The 15997-nt window shown below is 60.9% G+C and carries 17 protein-coding genes; 4 read left to right on the top strand and 13 right to left on the bottom strand.

Annotation, left to right across the window (positions count from 1 at the left end; all coding sequences use genetic code 11):
* Window positions 1–93: 93 nt before the first annotated feature.
* From EGO55_RS08955 to EGO55_RS08945, 3 genes are all read right to left on the bottom strand, one after another.
* A complete protein-coding gene (locus tag EGO55_RS08955) occupies window positions 94–357 on the bottom strand; it encodes a DNA -binding domain-containing protein (protein WP_021689762.1) in 264 nt (87 codons plus the stop codon).
* Between the two features lie 150 nt (window positions 358–507).
* Window positions 508–720, bottom strand: a complete 213-nt coding sequence (locus EGO55_RS08950) for a helix-turn-helix domain-containing protein (protein WP_021689763.1) — start codon at window positions 718–720, stop codon at window positions 508–510.
* A 200-nt stretch (window positions 721–920) separates the two neighbouring features.
* Window positions 921–1763: a DUF932 domain-containing protein gene (locus EGO55_RS08945; protein ID WP_021689764.1), complete on the bottom strand. Its 843-nt coding sequence runs from the start codon at window positions 1761–1763 to the stop codon at window positions 921–923.
* 346 nt (window positions 1764–2109) lie between these two features.
* Here EGO55_RS08945 and EGO55_RS08940 point away from each other — a divergent pair, with 346 nt between their 5' ends.
* Window positions 2110–2385, top strand: a complete 276-nt coding sequence (locus tag EGO55_RS08940) for an HU family DNA-binding protein (RefSeq protein ID WP_021689765.1) — start codon at window positions 2110–2112, stop codon at window positions 2383–2385.
* 219 nt (window positions 2386–2604) lie between these two features.
* Here EGO55_RS08940 and EGO55_RS08935 read toward each other — a convergent pair whose 3' ends face one another.
* Window positions 2605–2832 carry a toxin-antitoxin system YwqK family antitoxin gene (locus EGO55_RS08935; RefSeq protein ID WP_021689766.1) on the bottom strand — a complete coding sequence of 76 codons (228 nt, stop codon included), beginning with the start codon at window positions 2830–2832 and terminating at the stop codon, window positions 2605–2607.
* A gap of 354 nt (window positions 2833–3186) precedes the next feature.
* Between EGO55_RS08935 and nhaA the strand changes: the two genes are divergently transcribed.
* Together nhaA and EGO55_RS08925 are read left to right on the top strand one after the other, a co-directional pair.
* Window positions 3187–4464, top strand: a complete 1278-nt coding sequence (gene nhaA / locus EGO55_RS08930; RefSeq protein WP_052023652.1) for a Na+/H+ antiporter NhaA — start codon at window positions 3187–3189, stop codon at window positions 4462–4464.
* Window positions 4465–4480: 16 nt separating this feature from the next.
* Window positions 4481–5290: a universal stress protein gene (locus EGO55_RS08925; protein ID WP_021689768.1), complete on the top strand. Its 810-nt coding sequence runs from the start codon at window positions 4481–4483 to the stop codon at window positions 5288–5290.
* 291 nt (window positions 5291–5581) lie between these two features.
* Here EGO55_RS08925 and EGO55_RS08920 read toward each other — a convergent pair whose 3' ends face one another.
* From EGO55_RS08920 to EGO55_RS08895, 6 genes are all read right to left on the bottom strand, one after another.
* A complete protein-coding gene (locus tag EGO55_RS08920; RefSeq protein WP_040715254.1) occupies window positions 5582–6568 on the bottom strand; it encodes a GTP pyrophosphokinase in 987 nt (328 codons plus the stop codon).
* Window positions 6565–7620, bottom strand: coding sequence for a nucleoid-associated protein (locus EGO55_RS08915; protein ID WP_021689770.1), 1056 nt, complete (start codon window positions 7618–7620; stop codon window positions 6565–6567). Before EGO55_RS08915 ends, EGO55_RS08920 begins: the two co-directional genes overlap by 4 nt.
* A 557-nt stretch (window positions 7621–8177) precedes the next feature.
* Window positions 8178–9425, bottom strand: coding sequence for a hypothetical protein (locus tag EGO55_RS08910; protein ID WP_021689771.1), 1248 nt, complete (start codon window positions 9423–9425; stop codon window positions 8178–8180).
* 2 nt (window positions 9426–9427) lie between these two features.
* Window positions 9428–10465 carry a DNA-processing protein DprA gene (locus EGO55_RS08905; RefSeq protein ID WP_021689772.1) on the bottom strand — a complete coding sequence of 346 codons (1038 nt, stop codon included), beginning with the start codon at window positions 10463–10465 and terminating at the stop codon, window positions 9428–9430.
* Between the two features lie 2 nt (window positions 10466–10467).
* Complete coding sequence (locus tag EGO55_RS08900) at window positions 10468–11121, bottom strand: hypothetical protein (RefSeq protein WP_021689773.1); 654 nt, start codon at window positions 11119–11121, stop codon at window positions 10468–10470.
* Complete coding sequence (locus EGO55_RS08895; protein ID WP_021689774.1) at window positions 11114–12007, bottom strand: DNA-processing protein DprA; 894 nt, start codon at window positions 12005–12007, stop codon at window positions 11114–11116. Before EGO55_RS08895 ends, EGO55_RS08900 begins: the two co-directional genes overlap by 8 nt.
* 242 nt (window positions 12008–12249) lie before the next feature.
* Here EGO55_RS08895 and EGO55_RS08890 point away from each other — a divergent pair, with 242 nt between their 5' ends.
* A complete protein-coding gene (locus EGO55_RS08890) occupies window positions 12250–13071 on the top strand; it encodes a hypothetical protein (protein ID WP_021689775.1) in 822 nt (273 codons plus the stop codon).
* On the opposite strand, the gene EGO55_RS08885 is transcribed toward EGO55_RS08890, so the two are convergent.
* From EGO55_RS08885 to EGO55_RS08875, 3 genes are all read right to left on the bottom strand, one after another.
* Window positions 13068–13772, bottom strand: a complete 705-nt coding sequence (locus EGO55_RS08885) for a hypothetical protein (protein ID WP_021689776.1) — start codon at window positions 13770–13772, stop codon at window positions 13068–13070. The two genes, EGO55_RS08890 and EGO55_RS08885, sit on opposite strands and share 4 nt — an antisense overlap.
* A gap of 182 nt (window positions 13773–13954) precedes the next feature.
* Window positions 13955–15022 (bottom strand): S1 family peptidase, encoded by a 1068-nt coding sequence (locus EGO55_RS08880; protein WP_021689777.1) that lies wholly within the window; start codon window positions 15020–15022, stop codon window positions 13955–13957.
* 438 nt (window positions 15023–15460) lie between these two features.
* A complete protein-coding gene (locus EGO55_RS08875) occupies window positions 15461–15763 on the bottom strand; it encodes a DUF736 domain-containing protein (RefSeq protein ID WP_021689778.1) in 303 nt (100 codons plus the stop codon).
* Window positions 15764–15997: the final 234 nt, after the last annotated feature.

Raw genomic sequence — 15997 nt, 5'->3', positions numbered from 1 at the left:
GAAGAAGTACCGCGCAGCCGCGCAAATCCGCCGCTTGGCGGGCTAACCTCTCGCGCCATGCAACTCATGATTATCTCGACGAAGACAGGAGCCTTATTGCAGGCGTGGTTCGAGAAGGTGGCGGTAGCCCACCTCGGTCATCCATTTGGCGCGTGCGAGGTGGGATTCATAGACGATCCTTGCGCGATTTGACTCGGTCCGAGCGTCTAGACCGAAGATTACAGTGACGATTTCCTGCCAGTCCGCGCCTTCGGCGTCGGCATCCAGCAGCCGCAGATAGGTAACGAAATGGCGTTCGTCATAGCTGTTGACCCGTAACGTCTCAGGCGGTCGATCATCGAAAGGCGGAATGGTCATCAAACCGGACCACTGCGAGCAATGACTTGTCGCTTCGCCCAGAGCTGTGGCCCGATTATACCGGGAATGGAACAAGATTCGCCGATCATTGCGGAGCCCCAGCGCCCGGCCGGGTTGCCGGAAAGACCCTGAAGCGCCAAATCGCAAGATTTAGCTTTGGCGGCGAAAGAACTCGATCGGATCCGTTTCGAGAACGATGGCGATACGCTCAAGCATATCGACCGTCGCTGCATTCTCTTCGCGTTCCAGCATACCGATATAGTTGCGGTTGATGCCTGCACGGTCCGCCAGTTCCTCCTGCGACAAGCCCTTCGCATGGCGCAAATGCCGTAAATTAGTGGCGACGATTCCCCGCAAGTTCATGCGGGGGACGTCGCCGCTCTGCCTAACTCATGACCACCCAATATACTAGGGAATCGTATCCACGTATCCCCGCAGTTAAACAAATACTGCGGCCGCGCGACCTATGGGAGCGCGGCCGCCGTCGTTTTGGGATGGATGCTTCCCGCAATTGTTATGGCAAACCGTAGAGCCGAAAATCCGGCTCTACGGATTTACGCCTGTCAGGATTTCAGGCGCTGCATGCCTTCGGCCAGCGTCCAGAGAGCTCGGTTAAGCGTCACATTCTGATCGATGCCGTTGATGGGGCGGGAACGGCTGCGGCGCATGCGGCCTTCGGCATTTTGTTTGCGGCCATGCAGCCCGCCCTTGATGACGTTCTCCTGTATCACGTTGAACGTGGTCCACAGGCTGCTGCCGATATCTTCGCGGCGGCGTGGCTGAATGATCTGGTCTGGCCGCAATGGGCTTTCGTCCTCGCCATAGCGGGCGACAAGGCTGACCTCGCCAAGCAAGCGCTGTTCGTCGGTCGAAAGCTGGATGTCCTTCATCGTCTCGCTCGCATCGATCAGGCGCGGGAAGTCCTCGGCCACGGTGTAGACACCTTCGATGATATCGTCCTGAATATTGCCCTTGTGCGGTACGCGAACCTCCTCGAACCGCTCGCCCGCGATCATGCTGTTGGTGCAGACGAAACGCAGCATTCCGGCGAACATCTGATAGGCGCTGGTCCCGTCATGACTGTTGACGATAATGACCTCGGCAGCCTCGGGCTTGCCCATCCCTTCATCCCGGCGCAGGCGCAACATGTGCTTGGCATGGCCGTGGCGCGATCCGTCGCGGGGGCATGACTGAACGGCGAAGAACGGGAACCATCCTTCGCGGCGCAATCCCTCCACAATGTCGATGGTCGGAACATAGACATAGCGATCCGACCGGCTGCCATGGGCTTCACGGGCAAAGATGGATGGGACGTGGCGATAGAGCGCTTCATTGTCGAGCGGTTCGCGTCCGCTGATCTGGTGCGCGTTGCGGCCGAACCGGGTGGCGAGGCGGTGAATGCTCATGGGTCTTACCTTCCTTGTGGCTTGGGTTTCCGCGCAGCGGAGATGCCGCGCTGAAACCCTGCCCGTCGGCGAGACCGGGGGTGCAAACGAAGTAAGCCGTTTCGCGGGGAACCGGCTGCACGAAGCGCGAAGCGTGAAGGAAGCTGGGCGGAAACGACTTCGCAGTGCGCCGGGGGCAGCGCCCCAAGTTCCGCGCCGTGTTGGCGCGGCGCCCCGAAAATCTGACGCCCGCGCAAGCGGGGCCATCATCACTCTGGTCGCCACGGAACGTGTGACTATTCGGTGACGCGGCCTGCGGTTGCGGTTATGCCGGTCGACCAGGTTTCAAATTGAAGGAAGAATGCTCATGAATAACGCTGAACTTGCCGATAAGCTGGCCGCTGATCACGGCATCACCAAGGCTGACGCAAAGAAGCTGGTTGACGGTGTCTTTGTCGCGATTGGTGACGCGGCGGCGAAGGGCGAGGAAATCTCGCTCAATGGCTTCGGCAAATTCAAGGTGAAGGACAGCCCGGAACGCGAGGGCCGCAATCCCGCAACCGGCGAAACGATGACCATCAAGGCGTCGAGGAAGCTCACCTTCACCCCCGCGAAAGCAGTGAAAGACAAGCTGAACGGCTGATTCTGGAACGTCAAATCTGATTGGTGTAACCAAACGGATAACCGGTGGTCGGCAAGCATGTGATTTATCGCATGCTTGCATCACGGCTCCAACCAAATCGAGGAACACCGTTTCGGGCAGAAATCGCCGACAGAGCGGACATAGCGACATAACCTGCCGTTACACGAAAGCGGTCGGTCGTTCATCTCGCTTACGCTGACGCTTTTGCGGGGTGCATCTTCAGCTAACAGGTTTCATTCGAGTTACCTTGTACGGAGTACCGGTGGCATCATATGTCGTCCATTCGCCCACCTGCTGACCACGATCAAACTCGCCGGTGCGTTTCAAGGTGCCATCCTTGCGATACCACCTCCAGTAGCCGTGAAGCTGGTCGTCCAACACCTGACCCTTGGCACAAACTGTGCCGTCTCGATGATATTCGATCCTGGGCGTTGGTTCGTCAGTCATTCCCGTTCTGCCTCTTGCGCGCTATGCCGACTTATTCTTCGTCAAACGGTCACGGTCCGCAAGCGGTCGTCGCTCCTCACTAAAGCCTTCGCCAGCTGATCGCGGCTCTCGCCAACATAGCTGGCGCTTAGCTACGCAGATCGAAGTCCCGAAACCGACCGTGCTTTCACACAGAGCAACAAATCACGGCATAGGGCAGCACTCAAATGATCGCGACCCCCTTGGATTGACGGATATTATTGCAACTACCGGTAGAGTTATCTACTTAGGAACGTAGGCGTGTGCTGCGTGCGCCCGGGCTTTGCGCTCGAATACGGAGAATGGCTAAAACCTTCTTCCGGGAGTGCGCGCTCCATGGCATTGTCACATTCTTCTTCGTCTAACGGCGGGCTTGTCTCGGCTGTCCGCCGGTTCATGGAAAGCGCGTCGGCGGGCGGCATCGTCCTGATGGTCGCGGCGCTGCTCGCGATGTTGATCGCCAATTCTCCCTTCGCGGGAAGCTATTTCGACACGCTGCACTGCTATGTAGGCGGGCTTTCGGTCCTTCACTGGATCAATGATGGCCTGATGGCGATCTTCTTCCTGTTCGTGGGGCTGGAAATCAAACGTGAGCTGGTCGATGGGCGCCTCTCTACCTGGGATCAGCGACGGCTGCCGGTACTCGCGGCCATCGCAGGCATGGCGGCGCCAGCGGCGGTCTATCTGCTCGTTACCGGCGGTGATCCCACCCTGATAAATGGCTGGGCTATCCCCGCCGCTACGGACATTGCGTTCGCGATCGGGGTGCTGGCGCTTCTGGGCCCCCGGGCGCCGACCTCCCTCAAGCTGTTCCTTGTAACCGTAGCGATCGTCGACGACATGGGCGCGGTTGCGATCATCGCGCTCTTCTATACGTCAGGTCTCGTCATCCCCGCATTGCTGGCGGCGGTCGTGATTCTTGCCGGGATGTTCGCGCTCAACCGCTTCGGCGTTCGCTCGCTGCCCATCTATCTGCTAGGCTTCGGCCTGCTGTGGTTCGCGGTGCTGCTGTCGGGCGTTCATGCGACCATCGCGGGCGTGCTCGCCGCCTTTGCCATCCCGATTGTCAGGACACCCGGCGCGCCGGATGCATCACATTCCCCGCTCCACAAGCTGGAACACGCGCTCAATGCGCCGGTGGCCTTCTTCATCGTGCCGCTGTTCGGCTTTGCCAATGCCGGCGTCGCGCTTGGCGGGCTCACGCTCGACGAAATCCTGTCGCCGATGCCGATCGGTATCGCGGCGGGTCTGTTTATCGGAAAGCAGCTCGGCATTTTCGCGGCCGTCTGGCTCGCCGTCAAATCAGGCTTTGCAGCCAAGCCGCGCGGCGCGACCTGGCTGCAAATCTATGCCGTGGCCGTCATCTGCGGCATCGGTTTCACCATGAGCCTGTTCATCGGCGGGCTGGCGTTCAGCGATCCGCTGCTTGTGGAGGAAGCCAAGCTCGGTACGCTGGGCGGCTCGCTGCTCGCGGCGTTCATCGGATACGCGCTGATGCGCTTTGCCCCGCTAGATGCCGGGCACGTCCGCGAAGAACTCGCGCAAGCAGGCGAGATAGCACGGGACGGCGATGTCGAGGCCATCGAGTCCGATATGCAACGGAAACCACGCTGAGCGGGAAGGAAGGGTCATGGCGAAATTCGAAGTTCTGCTGGCGAGCGATTTTACCGCCCGATCGGATCGACCGCTTGATCGCGCGATACAACTGGCCGAGCAGCGGCAAGGTTCGCTGGCGATCGCGCATGTGCTGGAGAAATCAATCAAGGGCGACGAGGCCGAGATCAGCGATCGCCTTCGGGCGGAACTGCCGGATGCCGCGCGCCACGACGAACTTGTCGTGCGTAAGGGATCGGCGCCCAAGGTTCTGGGGGCGATCGCAGCCGAGCGGGCAAGCGACCTGATCGTCACGGGCGTGGCGCGCTACAACAGCATCGGCGACTATTTCCTCGGCACCGCCGTCGATCACATCATTCGCAACGCCGACCAGCCGGTCCTGATCGTGCGTCGCCGCGCGGTGGCGCCCTACGGTCATTTGCTGGTCGCGACGGATCTGTCGGACTGCTCGCGCGCCGCCCTGCTGGCGGCCGCCGCGCTCTTTCCCGACGCCGCCATCAGGATGGTCCATGCTTTTCACGTCCCCTATGAAGGCTGGCTCAAGTCCGATGACATCAAGGCGGATGTTCGGGCGGAGGCGCAGGACGAATTGGACGCTTTCCTGGCCAGCATTGATGCGCCCGTTCGATCCCGGCTGGATGCCTATGTCGTCGAAGGCGAAATCAGCTCGGTCGTCATCCAGGAGCTTTCCAGAACCAACGCCGATCTGCTGGTGCTCGGCACGCATGGCCGCAGTGGCTTCGCGCACGCGACCATCGGTAGCCATGCCGAAGCGCTTCTCGCCGCCGTCAACGTCGATGTGCTGATGGTTCGCGAGCGCAAATAGAAGAGGCGAGCCAACAGTTGTTTGGCCACTCGCGCCGACATAGCCGCCATTCGAGGCTCAAGCTGAAGCCTTCAAAACTTGCCCTACGTTCATCGGTAAATGGGTGTGCTTGAGTGACTTGGTCTGGGACAAAGCGGCCATTACCGCCCGCTTTGTCAAATGTCGGCTTCCGACACGAGCCGACATTCGCGCGTTCGGCCACCTACAACGTCGCCGTGAATCGTGCACCGACGTCCCGGTGCCGCGCGGTGTATTGATGCGGCGATCGCCGAAGCGATGTTCGTCAGTTGATCAATGGATGGTCTGACCTAAATCCGACAGTATCGGCTCCATCTCCGCAGGTGTCAGGGGCCATCGACGGAGAGCACGCTTCCCGAGATCGACGACGTCCATGTAAGCCAGCAGCACCGCCGGCTGAGAAAAAATTGGATTCCGCTCAGCGACCTTAGCCTTGATGCTTTCGATTAAGAACGGCCGTTCCCGAAGCATCGCCCGGGCGCGATCGGCATAGTCGCCTTCAGCGGTTGGTTCATACGCCTCGAGCAGTAGGCCCTCTAGCAGGGTTGGGCTGGGCTCCAGACCAATCACGTCGCGGTAGACGGTGGAGAGTTCGTTGGTGATGTCCCTCACAGCACTCAATGCGGCGGCAACATCGGTTGCCACACGCTCGAAGTAGTCATTGGTAGCTTCCAGCAACGCCATAGCCTTCGCCGCGTTACGCTGCATGACCGGTGTTGCCTGGATCTGAGGCTTGTAGATCGTGTCATGCGTTAACTCGCTGTAGGCATGCTGCAAGATCGTTTTGACCTGCACTTCACAGGGCGTGCCAGCGGGAACCAAGATGTCGCCCACCAATGTGTCGGCGTTAGGGCGGACGACAAAGTGGACGGCAGCATATTCGAACGCCACCGGGTTCTTGCTCTGTTCTTCTTCATAGTCGCGATCCCGGCTCCATGTCCAGCCCTCTACCCCTTCCAGAACCTCGGTCACAATCTTGACCTGCGTTCCCAACAGCACGACGAACCGGGTGCCCACCTTATCGGTTATGTCATTATAAGGATCGGCGTATGGCTTGTTTCGATAGAAGGCCTTCTCAACAAGCTTCTGATCGTCCTTAAGGCGCGGCGCCGGCGGCGCCTTGAGAAAGTAGCCGACGCTGACCGGCGCGATAACCGGGATCAACGCCTCGGTGATCACCAACGAAATGTGCTGTCCCCAGGCCAAATACGCGGCACGTTCCTCCTGCCATCTGGCTAAGAACGCGTCTTCCTTTGTCACTGCTGGCTTTCCAGCCGACTGTGAACGGTGATCTGGGTCCACTGCTCCCCTTCCGGGCCATCGATCGGTGTGACCTGCACCTGATCGCTGATCGCCTGCGCCGGGCCCGACAAGGTAATCTGCCCACCAAACCGCAGCTTGCGGATGCGCATCCCACCGGCGATTTCGGATATGTCTTTCTGGATCGCCTCCTCAGGAAATCGCTCGCGGCGCATGTGTCGCTGATAGTCGTCCCCGACTTCCTCCGACATGAAGCGCTCGGCGAATGTGGCCACCTGAACGGTCGGCTCGCGGTCGAGCTTCAAATAGGAATATAGACCGTTGTAGAGATCAACCTTCTCTTCCTCAGGCAGCGCCGCCGAGGCGATGAACTCACGCGTCTTCTGGTAGAAGTGCTTAGTTTGCTGGGCGCTGTTTTCTGGAAACGCTAGGCCGAGGAACGTCTCGTGGAAATAAAGTGCCGCGCCGTCGCGGGCCGCCGCAGTCAACTGACTGTCGTATACGGTCGCGTTCCAGCCCCCGGGGAGCGCCCGAGGCGGCTCATCCGCAGCAACGAACAGTCCGATCTTGTAAAGCTTCGTCTTCGGGCTGAGAAAGACGCTGTCCACAAAACTGGCCTGCAGATTCTCGCCTTTCAGAAACGCCTCATGCATCTCGGCTTTCATGATGCCGAAGAAGCGTCGCACCGGGTGCCCCACAGTTCCGTCGAACGTTACGACCAGGCCGCCTGGGTATCCGCGAGAAGTCTGCGCAGCTGCAAGAAGATCCGCCATTGCCTGCGATTGGGTCACGAAATCCGCGTCGTTCGCGGCAATCAGGTCAACGCCGATCGCCGCGACTGAGCCCGCGGCATGCGCGTTAATCGTCATGCGGAGGCACTTGGCGTCGCTCTGGAAAGCCTGTTGGACTCGTTTCTGAAAAGTCGCGAGACCAGCGGCATTCAACTCGAAAAGTTCGGTGGCATACGTCGGAGGCACAATGTTACGATCGTCACCACGGCGATGAACTTCGTGCAAGCTCGCGCGACGAATCGTCAGATTTTCTAGTGGCATGGCCCCCTCCAGGTTCAAAAGGCAACATATCGGCTCACCAAAGTCGAGTCTCGTTGTGTCCACCAGCCTCTATTAATGGCCAGCTTCAAGCTACATCGTTAGATCAGTTTGACGATGGCGGTCAGGAAAAGTCGTTACGAGGCCTGACAACTGGCCACCCTCGCATGGCAGCTTTCAGGCTTTGGTAAGTCCAATCGAATGAGCGACTTTGGGGCGCGTTGCTGCCTCGCGGCTTCGCGAGCGGCGAATGGCAAGTTGTGTCAGAAACCGCCGTTCAAAATCCGACTGGCGAACGACTGGCTCTGATCGGCAGCCGCCGACTTTGCTGTCTGCCCGCTCCAGAGCGCCGAAGCAGCAATAGCCGACATTGGGAGCGCACCTGTGTTTCCGGCACATCCACGACAAAACCGTCATAAAGCGTCAATCATGGCACTCGGCGTCATCGATCACAGCAGAAAGCGTGAGGCTGACAACTGACGTTAGCCGAGTGACGTTCAGAGGGAAGGTATCGAGAGGGCAATGGCGTTTCTGATCGTTTTCCAGTGCAAACGCCTGCTTCATATATCGGCGGGCCAAGCCCAGCTGAAGTAGCGATTATAGACGTCGGCGAGGTCAGTCGGCGCAGCATGCGAGCTGATCGCGCTCGAATACCAGTGTGTTGTGGTCGCGATCGGTGTCGGGAAGGTTTGCGCGATGTAGGGATTGAACGGGCCGAAGGCTGGTGACACGGCGCGGTAGTCCTTATTGATCGTCTTGAGCCAGCTCACGCAGACCGTTTGCGCTCCTGCGGCCCTCAGATAGGCCCGCGCACCCTCGAAGCTGTTACCCTCGGTGCAGATATCATCGATAACGAGGACACGCTTGCCGCCGCGCGCGGGCGGCGACTTATAGGGTTTGCCGCCCACGCCGCGGACCGGCGCCGGGTTGAGCCGGATCGTGTTGAGCTGATTGTCGAGGCCCACGCTTCCCCCTGAGGCCCGCGCGGTCTGCGATTTCACCGCTTTGGTGTGACGGAGAATGAGGTCGGGCAGATAGCTCTTGCGCAGTGACTGCCCCAGGATGTTGAGCGCCTCACTGATCACCGTCGCGTTGGAAGTCGGCGCGTGCCCGGGATAGGCGGTGATATAGTCGATCTCGTCAGCGAGACCTGAAAAATAGATGCGCGCCGCGAGCAGACGGCCCCAGAAATTCGCATCGCCGGCCCCGTGTTTCGAGGTCGCCTTCGCGTTTTCAGAATAGGCATGCGCTTGTGCGTAGCGCGGCGAGAGCGTTGTGAAAGGCGCGAGCGCATAGACCCGCAGATCGCCCTGTTCGAGCGCCCAGAACCAGCCGTCGAGGCCCAGACAGATGCAATCGACGAAGCGCGCGACGTCGCGTGGAGAGTCGAATTGAAAGCCGTAGGGGCTCGCCACTCCGTGCCACATGACGTTCACAAACATCAGGCCGCCATTGGCAGCGGTCTTCATATCGTCGGTGGTGTTGCCGACATAGAGGACCTCATTCCGCTGCCAGCCCTTTTCGGAGAGGATATGCGCGGTGGAATCGGCGCGTGGCTTATACGGCATCCCGTTTTGGCCGCCGATATAATAGCTGATCGGACCGAGCCGCTCTTCGAGCAGGGTCCGGAACGGCTTCGACTGGCCGGGACTGGTGACCGTCCAGTCATGGTTGCCAATGAAAACCGGCTCGACACCCCGCGCCTTGAGATAGCGCAGCAGCCGCAGCGTTTCCTCAAACAGCGGCGCGTTGATCGTGCCCTTGGTCACGAGCACATCGTGCAGCGAAAAGATCGCCCCCTTGAGCACGGCTAGCTATCCCCAAATAGCGAAAGTTGACCCAACTGGGCAGGTGAAGACTTGCCGATCGCCGACCGGACGAAGGCGTCGAACCGTCCCTGGTCGTGCGGTATGGTGAAAATTTCGCCGGTCGGAAGCCCCATGCCGCGCTCCAGCACCACGCGCTCGTCCGGCCACTCAGGCAACCGCAGGCAGGCAATAGGCCGCCCGAGCGCGGTCGCGAAGCGGACCGTATGGGCCGTGCCGCTGCGGCGATTCCATTCGGCTGGGATCAGGATCCGGCCGAGCGCCGCCTGGAGCCGGTTGCGCTGGACGAAATTCTCGGCGCTGTAGGACGCTGTTGGTAGATACTCGCTGACGATCGCGCCGCCAGTCGCCAGAATATGATCGCGCAGTCGACCTGAGCCCTTGGGATAGTCTTCGAGCATGCCGGTGCCCAGCACCGCGATCGTCGGCACGCCAGCGCGTAGCGAGTGTTCATGCGCCAGCTGATCGATGCCGGCCGCGAGGCCACTGACGGTCGGTACACCCCATTCGCCGAGACAAGCGCCCACATAGCGTGACAGGAAGAAGCCGTCGGCGCTGGGCTTGCGGGTACCGACGATCGCAATGGACGGCTCGGCAAGGCGCTCGACGCTGCCCTGCACGAAAAGCCAGTGCGGCGGGCGTTCAAGGTCGAGCAAGGCGGAGGGAAAGCCGGGGGAGCCCCGAAAGAGCAGACCGATGCCGAGCGCTTCGAGATGCTTGGCCAGGCGGTCACCCTGTTCAAGCGCATGCCCGCGAACCCGCGACCAGTGCCGCTCTGAGATGGACTTGCCGTCGCTGCCTGCCGGGTTGGACGCCTCTGGCCCATATTCGAGCGCATCGCTGAACGATCTTTTGTCGTCGGCCATGGCGAACAGGGTTTTCTGACCAATGCCCCGCACCGTCGCGAGAGCGAGAAAGGCACGCTCCTCGTCGATCGTACCCGCGCTCGGCGGGGTGAGCGCGGTCGCCGCATGGACGTCGCTGACACGGTCTGGCGATCCGTCGTGGCTTGGCCGATCCATGCTCACAGGCCTCCGAAGGCAAGTGGATCGTCGGGAAAGACCCGCCGCGCAACGAAGAGGCCGATGATGGGAACATTCGGGAATCGGGCCGCAAGCACGGTGTGCATGGCCCGGTAATGGGTTCCGGCTGTCAGGACATCGTCGACGATACCGATTGCCTGCGGTGCCGGGGCGGCAATGGTTTCGTCGATCGAGTAGAGGTCAAGCAGGTCTTCGACGGTGACGCGGTCACCTTGTCCCGCTTCGTGCGACGCGGTGGTCGAGGCAGCCTGACGGACGAGCGCGCGCACGTCGGGCGCAGGCTGGCGCATCAGCCGGCAGATACGCTCCATGCGATCATCATATTCCGGGTGATCTGTTGCCTTCGACCCGGGCACGGGCACGAGGGTGGCATTGCCGAGCCACGCCGGGTTAAGCGCGACGCCGAGCGCGCGGCCGCACGTGCCGATCGCTTGGCCCTTGTACCAATAATGGGGCTGGTCCCCTTGGCTGGGTTTCTTCTTGAGATTGCTGATCAGCTGGTTGGTGGCGCTGAAGGAATAGTCGCGGTGCGAGGTATATTCGTAGAGATAGTAGCACCGATCCTCGGCCGTCAGGTGATAATGATCCCCGCGGCTCGTCTCATCGATCTGCGAGAGCCGGACACCGTCAACCAAGGGCGCTCCAGATGTCGTCGGGCGTCTTCACGCGCACTGCACCTTCGGCTTCGAAGCGGGCTGGCCACGTGATGTCCGTCCGCTGGAAGCAATTGTCGAGAATGAAGAGCTTGCGGCCCTGATGGAGCGCGGCGCGCGCCTGGGTCAGCGTGCCCGACGTATCGCCAGCCTCGACGATGATCGTGCCCTCGGTGAGAGCGCTCATAGTGACATTGCGCTCGGGGAAGAAAAGCCGGTTATGCTGCGGTGCCTGCTTGGCGTAGCGAAGAGCCGGCACCTGCGAGATCAGCAGATGATCGCGGGCGATCTCCTCTTGCAGATCGGCATTCTCCTTGGGGTAGCAGGATCCAAGCGGCGTCCCGACCACGGAAATGGTGCGTCCGCCGCGCGCGATCGCGCCTCGATGGGCGGCCGAATCGACGCCCTTGGCAAGGCCAGAGACGACCGTGAAATCGCGATCGACGAGTTCGCGCGCAAGCCGCTCGGCGCGACGGATACCGTCGGGCGAGGCCTCGCGGCTGCCGACGACGGCCACGCACCGGGTTTCGGTGATCTCCCAGGCGCCGCGATAATAGAGAAGCTCGACTGGGTGGCGCGCGTCGCGCAGCTTTGCGGGATAGTCGCCGGCATGATGGATGCGGACGCCAAACTGATGGACACCGGCCTTCTTGAGCTTTGCCATCACCTCGGCCGCGCACTGCTCGGCAAGCTTGGCGGGCACGAAGTCGGACGGAAGCGCTTCGGCATCGAGCGCAAAGCGATCGGCCAGGGTTTTGAAGGTCGCGCCCTTTTCCAGCCACAGGGCCTCATAGGCGCCGAGCTCTCGGCGCGGCGAGATTGGCGCCAGCGCTGGTCCTGAATCGTTAAGGGCGAGACGCATGCTCATGCGGCCCTTGCGTCGGTTGAATATATGTGTCCCATCCGGGCTTATCCTTCCCCTCGGTGCCAGCCTCGGCTTGACAGATGTGAAGCCAAGGACGTGCCAAGGCAAGTGAAACGTCCGCGCGCTGCTCCAGGTGCCGCGATACGAGACGTAGCGTGCTCAACAGCCGCTCAATAATGTTCTCAATTTGTTCCAAAGTCAATGTGGGGCTTGGTCGAGCAAGTCCCTTCGCATAGGTTGGGTCCATGCGGGATGAAGATGACGATCGGCGAAGGAAACGGTGGGAGGACGCTGAGGAGGAGCGCCACTATTGGGAATCGATCGAGGACGAAAAGCGGGAAGAAGAAGAGAAAGCGGCGCAGGCACGAGCTAACGCCATAGAGGCCATGGAAACGTGGTTCTTCGAGCAGTTCGAAGATCCGCAAGCCGAGATGCCTCGCGACAGCGAGGAGCAGAGCTTCATCTTTCCGTGGGGTGGCCCGTTCGAAGCAAGCGATGTCCTCCACGGCGAGTTTTCACACCGGTTCGACGAAGCGACCATCATGGCGGCGGTCGAGCATATCGAGCGCGACGGCACAGTCGAATGGGCGCCAACCTCGCACGGCGACTTCTATGAGCATCCGGACAGCGAACCTGACGAAGAGCCCGAAGCGACGCGCGTGGAGTTGACGGGCCGCATCCTGGATCGTCTCGACCAGCTTGAAGCGGCGATCGCGGCAATGCCTGGGCAGCCGGGCAATATTGGCCACAATGCGCCGCCGGAAGAGATTGGTCTGCCGCCATACGGCGACGAGGAAGTGGCGGAGATCAAAGCGGCAATTGCCGAGACGCGTACGGAACTGGCTGAGGCTGACCCCGACGCCGCCGTGCTTGCCACCCAGTCTCGTCGATTCGAGCAATGGGGCAAGAAACTCGGCCTATGGCTCGCCAAGAAAGGCGATCTGGCGGTCGACGAGCTCATCAAGAACGGCATCAAGGCTATTACATGGGCCGGCGCGCTCACTCTATTCGGCGACCTGGCGCATGACCTTTTCGCGCTGGCCAAGGCCATGCTCGCTCATTTCTAAGCGTCATCGTCTGCGACATCGCTGTCGCAAAGCCGCGCGAAATTCGGGGCTGCGGTGCTTAGCTCCGCATAGAGCGGCATGACGAGCATGAGCGAAGTCGCGAGGCACTCGATCAGAAGCCAGGCGCGGCGCGCATATTGCTCACCGCGCGGCGTGAAGGTCGCGCCGAGCCGGACAATGTCGAGCACTGCGAACGAGGATGCGGTCCCTGCGTCATTGGGATGGGCATATTCGCTCAGCTGATCATAGAGCGCGCGGAATGCCGGCAGCGTCTTCGTGAGCCTGTCGACGGCGTTCAGAATGTTGATGGCGTCGGGCCGGTCGTCACGGACGCGCGAGCCCATCAGCATGCTCATCAGCGTCGCATCCAGCGTCTCGATATCACCGCCTTCATAGCGGGTAACCAAACGGTGGAGGCTGTTGAGGGCGGCGACCGTCTCGATCGTCGCTCGGGTGAGGACGATACCGGCGACATGGTCGTCCCGATCATAGGCGTCGAGTGCGGATCGTCCCAATTCCTCTATCCGCCAGAGCAGGCTGTCACTATAAAGCGTTGCCTTGAACGGCAGCTTGGAGCGGCGCGCGGTGCGACGCGCGTCGAGCGCTTGCGGCCTTGCCGCCGCGATCTGCGCGAGCGCGGCTCCGGCGCTTGCCCGGCTCGCCTCATGGTCCCATTTGAGGGCGACATCGTCATTGTCCATGGATCCCATGTTCATGAACGGTGGCGCGACGTCCAGTCAGCCGTCACCGAAGCGCCAGACAGGGATGCCCGCTTTGCGCGCTATGTTGGCGCTGATACCGGCGCCGGGAAAATCGCGGGTAGTTGCTTGGTCATCGGATCGGGCACCGCCCTCTGGGCAGCCAAGGCGGACGAACTTTTGATTCAATCGCCCCGCCAAGTATCGAGTTGCCAATTGCTGTGCTCGGTGGCTACCTCGAGATAGCGCGACGCCAAGAACTGAGCGCGGGCGGAATGAGCTGCCGCGATCAGCTTAGCCGGCGCAGGATTGTCGGCCGGTGTGAACCAGACGAGACCGGTTTCGCGCTTATGAACACGCGGTGAGACGATGGCGGCGAAGGCGTCGAGCGCCGCTTGCAGGACGCCATCGTCGTTGCATGTCATTTCCACGAAGACGTCGCGATTATCATCCATCACATAAATGTGTGCGTCGTAGACATAGGAGCTGAGGCTGGTGGTTTCATGCTTTGAAAAGCGCATCGCCACGAGCGTCTCAGAGTATCGTCCGGGCTCGCCATAGCTCAGACTGAAGCCGTACTTTTCCGCGGCAAGATCTACCGCCGGCGTGATGGAAAGCAGGCTGTTATAGCCGGTCTCGACCAGCGATTTGTCTGTACCGAGGCTTTCCGTGACGAGCGCCAGCGCGATACCGGAGCGGTCGAGCGCGACGCCGCCGCTGAAGCCCCCGCGCGCCATGGTGGAGGCGATGAAGTGGCTCGCAGGTGAATGTCGGACGCGCACGACCGCGTTGATTTGCCCCAGCGTCGCGACCTGCACAGGAATGGTCGTGTACGGGATCGGCGGGTATCCGAGGATGAGGATGTCGGCGAGGACGAGATCGTGCTCCTCGAGGTCATACTCGGTGTGCTGGCTCACTGAGATCGCTGGCAGTGGCGTGTTACCGACATCGACGCGGAAGACGGCGACGTCGATGTTCTCGGGCCCGAAATGTGGGCCTTCTACGATTGTCAGCCGGCACGGGGCGATCGAGGCGGAGTTGGCTTCCTCCTTCGGGTAGGCAGACTTGGTAGTTGCGACTTCCTTGATTGTCAGGCCTTCGACGACATGGCGCGCGGTGACGAATATCCCGTTACCGATGTGGAAGCAGGAGCCGATGCCCTCATCGCCCTTTGAATCCACAACGGCAACATAGGCGACAGCTCCGGCTGCGCGAATATAGGTTTCGTGAAACGGGCTTTTCTTAAAGTCCATGTGCAAATTCCGGGCAACTTCCGAGGTCGAAAGGCTTGAGAATGATTTAGCGGAACGGTGTTCGTTGCTCAATCTGGGGCTGGATCACCGCGCCCCGCGCCCGCGGATCAGCGGGCAAAGAGATCATATTCCCAGAGCATCATCGAGGGGCGTCCGCTAGGTACGAGCCCTACAGCCGCTTATATCGCTTGCGGCCATCTGGAGGTTGTTTTGCGAACGAGCGGGTCTGGTCGACATCTGTCGGAAAAGCGGAACGTCTGCTGCTGGGATCGAAAATCTGACGCTGAGCGTCGGGTATCGGTCGGACCCGGAAGACTACACCAACGCATTCGACTGTCCGCTATCCCGTTTTCGAGACTGTGAAGCTGCCTTTCGGGACTGTCGAACTATCACAGCCAATCTAGGCGTGCCCCGCCCAATGGACGGGGCACTATCCTGCTATCGCGACCAGATGAGGTTGAACTGGCCAGCCACATCGCTTTCGATCAGGCTGGCGTAGATCGGTGCGGGCAGGCTGGGATCATCCAGCTTCACCGAGGCGTAGGGCCGATCCTCGCGGCTGATCTTCTGCCAGGCCGCACCGAACTCATAACCGTCATCGGTCCGGTAAACACGGAAGTCGGGAGCCTTGTCGCTGTCCTTCTCAACACGGCGTACTGCGACGGGGACGGTGAGTGTCAGGGTACGCAGCGTGCCAGTGAAGCCTGCGTCGCTGGTGGTGAAAGTGCCGATGATAGCCATGTTCCAATCCTTTCGTGCTCGGCGACCGCGCCTGTCGCGGCCTCGATGCTTGTTGTCCGGACCGGTCAGACCGATCGCGCACCCGCAGGGCTGGAACGAAAGTGGAAGACGGCGCCGGGCGGCATTTTTGTCTCGCGCTGCAAAGCCGGTTTACCGGCGGCGGAAAAAAGCCGCCCGGCGCTGTTGCGGGAAGGCGGGATGCCGGGTCCAGATCAAGCGTTCGGGAGAGGCCGC

Origin of the sequence: Caenibius tardaugens NBRC 16725 (assembly GCF_003860345.1) — a bacterium.
Classification (GTDB): Bacteria; Pseudomonadota; Alphaproteobacteria; order Sphingomonadales; family Sphingomonadaceae; genus Caenibius; species Caenibius tardaugens.
Note: the sequence above shows the minus strand (reverse complement) of the source record. Positions and strands in the feature narration are given on the sequence as shown.

Bases quoted from the DNA above. Each gene is read 5' to 3' on its own strand.
- EGO55_RS08955 (WP_021689762.1), bottom strand. From the start codon at position 357: ATGACCATTCCGCCTTTCGATGATCGACCGCCTGAGACGTTACGGGTC.
- EGO55_RS08950 (WP_021689763.1), bottom strand. From the start codon at position 720: ATGAACTTGCGGGGAATCGTCGCCACTAATTTACGGCATTTGCGCCAT.
- EGO55_RS08945 (WP_021689764.1), bottom strand. From the start codon at position 1,763: ATGAGCATTCACCGCCTCGCCACCCGGTTCGGCCGCAACGCGCACCAG.
- EGO55_RS08940 (WP_021689765.1), top strand. From the start codon at position 2,110: ATGAATAACGCTGAACTTGCCGATAAGCTGGCCGCTGATCACGGCATC.
- EGO55_RS08935 (WP_021689766.1), bottom strand. From the start codon at position 2,832: ATGACTGACGAACCAACGCCCAGGATCGAATATCATCGAGACGGCACA.
- nhaA (WP_052023652.1), top strand. From the start codon at position 3,187: ATGGCATTGTCACATTCTTCTTCGTCTAACGGCGGGCTTGTCTCGGCT.
- EGO55_RS08925 (WP_021689768.1), top strand. From the start codon at position 4,481: ATGGCGAAATTCGAAGTTCTGCTGGCGAGCGATTTTACCGCCCGATCG.
- EGO55_RS08915 (WP_021689770.1), bottom strand. From the start codon at position 7,620: ATGCCACTAGAAAATCTGACGATTCGTCGCGCGAGCTTGCACGAAGTT.
- EGO55_RS08905 (WP_021689772.1), bottom strand. From the start codon at position 10,465: ATGGATCGGCCAAGCCACGACGGATCGCCAGACCGTGTCAGCGACGTC.
- EGO55_RS08895 (WP_021689774.1), bottom strand. From the start codon at position 12,007: ATGAGCATGCGTCTCGCCCTTAACGATTCAGGACCAGCGCTGGCGCCA.
- EGO55_RS08890 (WP_021689775.1), top strand. From the start codon at position 12,250: ATGCGGGATGAAGATGACGATCGGCGAAGGAAACGGTGGGAGGACGCT.
- EGO55_RS08885 (WP_021689776.1), bottom strand. From the start codon at position 13,772: ATGGACAATGACGATGTCGCCCTCAAATGGGACCATGAGGCGAGCCGG.
- EGO55_RS08880 (WP_021689777.1), bottom strand. From the start codon at position 15,022: ATGGACTTTAAGAAAAGCCCGTTTCACGAAACCTATATTCGCGCAGCC.
- EGO55_RS08875 (WP_021689778.1), bottom strand. From the start codon at position 15,763: ATGGCTATCATCGGCACTTTCACCACCAGCGACGCAGGCTTCACTGGC.